At 65.8% G+C, this 4173-nt stretch carries 5 protein-coding genes; 4 read left to right on the top strand and 1 reads right to left on the bottom strand.

Annotation, left to right across the window (positions count from 1 at the left end; genetic code table 11):
- Positions 1–394 precede the first annotated feature (394 nt).
- The 4 genes from AC0L2F_RS35515 (at position 395) to AC0L2F_RS35530 (ending at position 3167) form a co-directional block, all read left to right on the top strand.
- Complete coding sequence (locus AC0L2F_RS35515) at positions 395–1015, top strand: TetR/AcrR family transcriptional regulator (RefSeq protein ID WP_035973860.1); 621 nt, start codon at positions 395–397, stop codon at positions 1013–1015.
- A gap of 52 nt (positions 1016–1067) precedes the next feature.
- Positions 1068–2261: an MFS transporter gene (locus AC0L2F_RS35520; protein ID WP_007607256.1), complete on the top strand. Its 1194-nt coding sequence runs from the start codon at positions 1068–1070 to the stop codon at positions 2259–2261.
- A 139-nt stretch (positions 2262–2400) separates the two neighbouring features.
- Positions 2401–2820, top strand: a complete 420-nt coding sequence (locus AC0L2F_RS35525) for a hypothetical protein (RefSeq protein WP_007607258.1) — start codon at positions 2401–2403, stop codon at positions 2818–2820.
- Positions 2821–2957: 137 nt separating this feature from the next.
- Positions 2958–3167, top strand: coding sequence for a hypothetical protein (locus tag AC0L2F_RS35530; protein WP_063996623.1), 210 nt, complete (start codon positions 2958–2960; stop codon positions 3165–3167).
- Positions 3168–3418: 251 nt separating this feature from the next.
- Here the strand turns inward: AC0L2F_RS35530 and AC0L2F_RS35535 are convergent.
- The coding region (locus tag AC0L2F_RS35535) for a LysR substrate-binding domain-containing protein (protein WP_473251497.1) at positions 3419–4173 on the bottom strand (755 nt) is incomplete at its 5' end.

Raw genomic sequence — 4173 nt, forward strand, 5'->3', positions numbered from 1 at the left:
GCGTGTGCTTTTCGCGCAGCGGACCGCGGGTGCGAGGTCAGCACCCGGCCTTCCCTGCGCCCTCTTGGATTTGAGGGGTGGAGCGACCAAGCAGAGCTCGGGCGAAATGCGCCGCGAGGATGAGAAGGCGTGTCTGCAAGTCGAAGATGAACGCGAAGAAGATCCGCTCTCGTGCCCCGGACGCAGCGCAGCGTCACTTCGACGGTGCGCTGCAGAGCCGGGGCCCATCTCGCCGTATTACTCCGTGTCGCCCTCTGGGTCCCGGCTCTGCGCAGCAACGCTCGCGCGTTGCAGCGCGTCCGGGACACGGCACTCACTCCCTTTACACCTCCATCACAACCAAGTGTCCTTCAAGTGTCTTTATTCGGAAACAATCATTCCCTATTATCCCGCAATGCAAAAGACCGCCCGCAAATCCCGCTCCATTGCCCGTCCGTCCGGCCGTCCCCGGGAATTCGACATGGACACGGCGCTCGACAGGGCCGTCCGCGTGTTTTCCGAGCGCGGTTATCATGCGACCTCGATCGGCGATCTCACCGCGGCGATGCGGCTGGCGACCGGCAGCGTCTACAAGGCGTTTCGCGACAAGCATGCGGTGTTTCTCGCCGCCTTCGAGCGCTACGTCGCGTTGCGCCAGGAGCAGACGCGCAGCGCCGCGGCGCAAGGCGCCAATGGCCGCGAGCGACTGCGCAACCTGCTGCTGTCGTATGTGGAGCACTCCCAGGGCAGCGAGGGGCGGCGCGGCTGTCTCGTGGTCGGCAGCGCGGTCGAATTGTCCGCGGTCGATCCGGTGGTCGCCGCCCTCGTCAGCGCGCGGCTCGAGACCAACGAAGGCTTCATCGCCGGCCTCATTCGCGAGGGGCAGGCCGACGGCTCTATACCCCGCCATGTGGCCGCCGACGACACCGCGCGGCTGATGATCTGCATCACGCAGGGTCTGCGCGTCGTCGGCAAGGCGCGCTTGTCGCTCGACGGCAAGCGCCTGGTCGCCGTGGCGATGAAGCTGCTCGCCTGAATTTTTTGTCATATTAGGGAACAAACGTTTCCTATATCTGGAGACCGTGTGAATGACGATGAATGCCACGATCGAGACCGCGCCCGGGCCGGATGCGGTGTCGCAGCGACTGACCTTCGTGCTTGCCGCGGCCTGTGGCATGGTCGCCGCCAACATCTATTACGCCCAGCCGCTGATCGCGCCGATTAGCGCTGCGCTCGGCCTGTCGCACGCGGCGGCGGGGCTGATCGTCACCATGACGCAGATCGGCTACGGCGTGGGGCTTCTCTTCATCGTGCCGCTCGGCGACCTCGTCGAGAACCGTACCCTGATCTGCTCCGTCATCACGCTCGGCGCCGCAGCCCTGCTCGCCGCGGGGTTCGCGTCCCACGCGCTGCCGTTCCTGATCGCCGCGCTGTTCATCGGGCTCGGCTCGGTCGCGGTGCAGATCATCATTCCCTATGCGGCGCACCTTGCGCCGGCAGCGATTCGCGGTCGCGTCGTTGGCAACGTCTCGACCGGCTTGATGCTCGGCATCATGCTGGCGCGGCCGGTTTCGAGCTTCGTCACGGCGATGCTGTCGTGGCACGCAGTGTTCTTCTGCTCGGCCGCGCTGATGATCGCGCTCGCAGCCGTGCTCTGGATCACGCTGCCGAAGCGTAAGCCGGTCGCGCGCATGCATTACGGCGCGTTGCTGCTGTCGATGCCGCATCTGGTGCGGAGTACGCCGCTGCTGCGCCGCCGCGCGCTGTACCAGGCCAGCCTGTTCGGTGCCTTCAGCCTGTTCTGGACCGTGACGCCGCTGTTGCTCGCGAGCGAATTCGGCTTCACCCAGCGCGGCATCGCGCTGTTCGCGCTTGCCGGTGTCGCCGGCGTGTTCGCGGCCCCGATCGCGGGGCGTCTTGCCGATCGCGGCCATAGCCGCATGGCAACACTGGTCGCGCTGCTGCTCGCGGCCGTGGGCTTCCTGATCACGCATGTCGGCGCGGCCGGATCGGTGCTGAACCTCGCCTGCCTGGTCGTGGCCGCGATCGCGATCGACATCGGCGTGCAGGGCAACGTCGTGCTCGGCTTCCGCGCGATCTTCGCGCTGGGGCATGAGCACCGCAGTCGCCTCAACGGCCTCTACATGGCGACGTTCTTCACCGCGGGCGCGGCGGGCTCGGCGGTCGGCGCCTGGGCGTTTGCGCAAGGCGGCTGGATGCTCGCATCGGCCATTGGCCTCGCGCTGCCCGTCGCGGGCCTGGTCTATGCGGCCACCGAGTAGCGGCCGGGGTCGCCCAAGTCGTGCGATTCGGCCCGTTTACCAAGGCCGTCCGGCCGGCAATTTCCACCTCGCAGTTTCCCTGCCGCTGTAGTACTTTGGTCGCAAGCGAGCCTGGTTAACGGGCGGCAGGGGGAGGCTGATGAGGCGTGCGGAGCTGGTTGGCGTAGCGCGGATACGACCTTGGTCGTGGCAGGCGTTTCTACTTGGTTTCGTCGTTGTCGCAATGTCGGCTGCGCTCCAGGGCGCCTGTGTCGCGCTCGGCGCAAAACTCTATTTCGCGGCGTTCCTGCCCAGCCTGTTCGTGCTCGGCATTGTCGTGGGCGCACCGGCGGCGGCATTCGCCGCGGTGCTCACCATTCCGCTGGTGTGGTGGGCGTTCATGCCGCCCTTCTTCGAATTCAATTCGCTGACCGGCGCGCATGCCGATTCCATCAAGCTGTTCTGCCTGCTCGCCGTGCTGGTGATCGGCCTTGCCGATCTCTGCCGCGCGACGATGGCGATCATCAGCCGCGGCGGGTTGAAGCCGCGGAGCGAGAGCGCGGCAACGAATTCGCAATAGACGGCCTTGTAGGGCCGCGCACGTTGCGCGCGGGCAACAGTCCGGAAACCATTCGCGCGCTTGCCGCGCCGCGCTAACTTTTCGAAAAAGATTTGGCCGCAATTTCTCCCCTGGGAATGACGAGGGAGTTTTCGGACATGAACGGCCAAATCACCGGTCACGCCATCTTGGAGAACGTGCGCCGCTACCGCGGGATCGCATCGCTCTATCGCCAGACCGCTGCATTCCGCCCCGACCAGAGCTGGTCGCTGCTCGAGCAGGCGAGGGATTGGGAAGCGCGGGCGCTGCTGGAGCTGGAAGCCTATTTCGCCGCGCGAATGGATTACGCTGCGACGCGTGCGGCCTGATCGTTAACCATCGGCGCGGCCTGGGGCAGGCCCGCGTCGGTCGTCGGGTCGCGCACGGAAAACCCGGGGCGATTACGGAGTTCTCTCGACGCCCGTCTGTGCTAGCAACCTCCCGACCGAGACATCCCAATTCGGCCGGGGCAAGCGATGACCACCTTCAACCGCATCTTCACGACGGAGCGCCTGCTCCAGATCATCGTCATTCTGGCTGCGACGGTCGCAATGAAGCTGATGGGCTGAAATTCGAGGGGCTATCGCGCCCCGAACTCGGGCACATCGGGAAGATAGTTCGACCCCTCCGATCCCAAGAAATCGAACATCGCCTGCGCGGGCGGCAACAGCACCTTGTCGCTGCGGCGGATCACGTACCATTGCCGCACGATCGGCAGGCCCGCGACGTCGAGCACGACGAGCCGGCCCTCGGTGAGCTCGTGCGCCACGGTGTGGGCCGAGATGAAGGCGATGCCGAGTCCGGCGATCACCGCCTGCTTGATGGTCTCGTTGCTGCTCATCTCCATGCCGATGATCGGCTCGAGATCCGACCTCTGGAACATGCCTTCCATCAGTGTCCGCGTGCCCGAGCCGGGCTCGCGGGTGAGGAAAGTCTCGTGCACGAGGTCGGTGAGGCTGAGGCCGGAATCCTTCTCCAGCCAGTGCCCCTTGCGCGCGACGATGATGTGCGGATTACGCCCGAGCTGACGGACGTCGACGCTGACGTCGGCCGGTGGCCGACCCATCACCGCGAAGTCGAGATCATAGCCGTGCATCGCCTCGCGGATCTCCTCGCGATTGCCGACCGTGAGCTTGAGCTCGATCTTCGGATAGCGCTTCGAGAATGCCGCGATCGCGTGCGGCACGAAATATTTTGCGGTCGAGACCGCGCCGAGATGCACCGTGCCGCCGGTCCGCCCCGCAAGCAGGTCGAGCGCCCACCGCGCGTCTGGAAATTCTGGGGCACGGCACTGTGGGGCATCGCTATCTTCGCAGCCATGTTCGTCGGGCAGAT

The sequence above is a fragment of the Bradyrhizobium sp. Ken64 genome, from assembly GCF_055807555.1.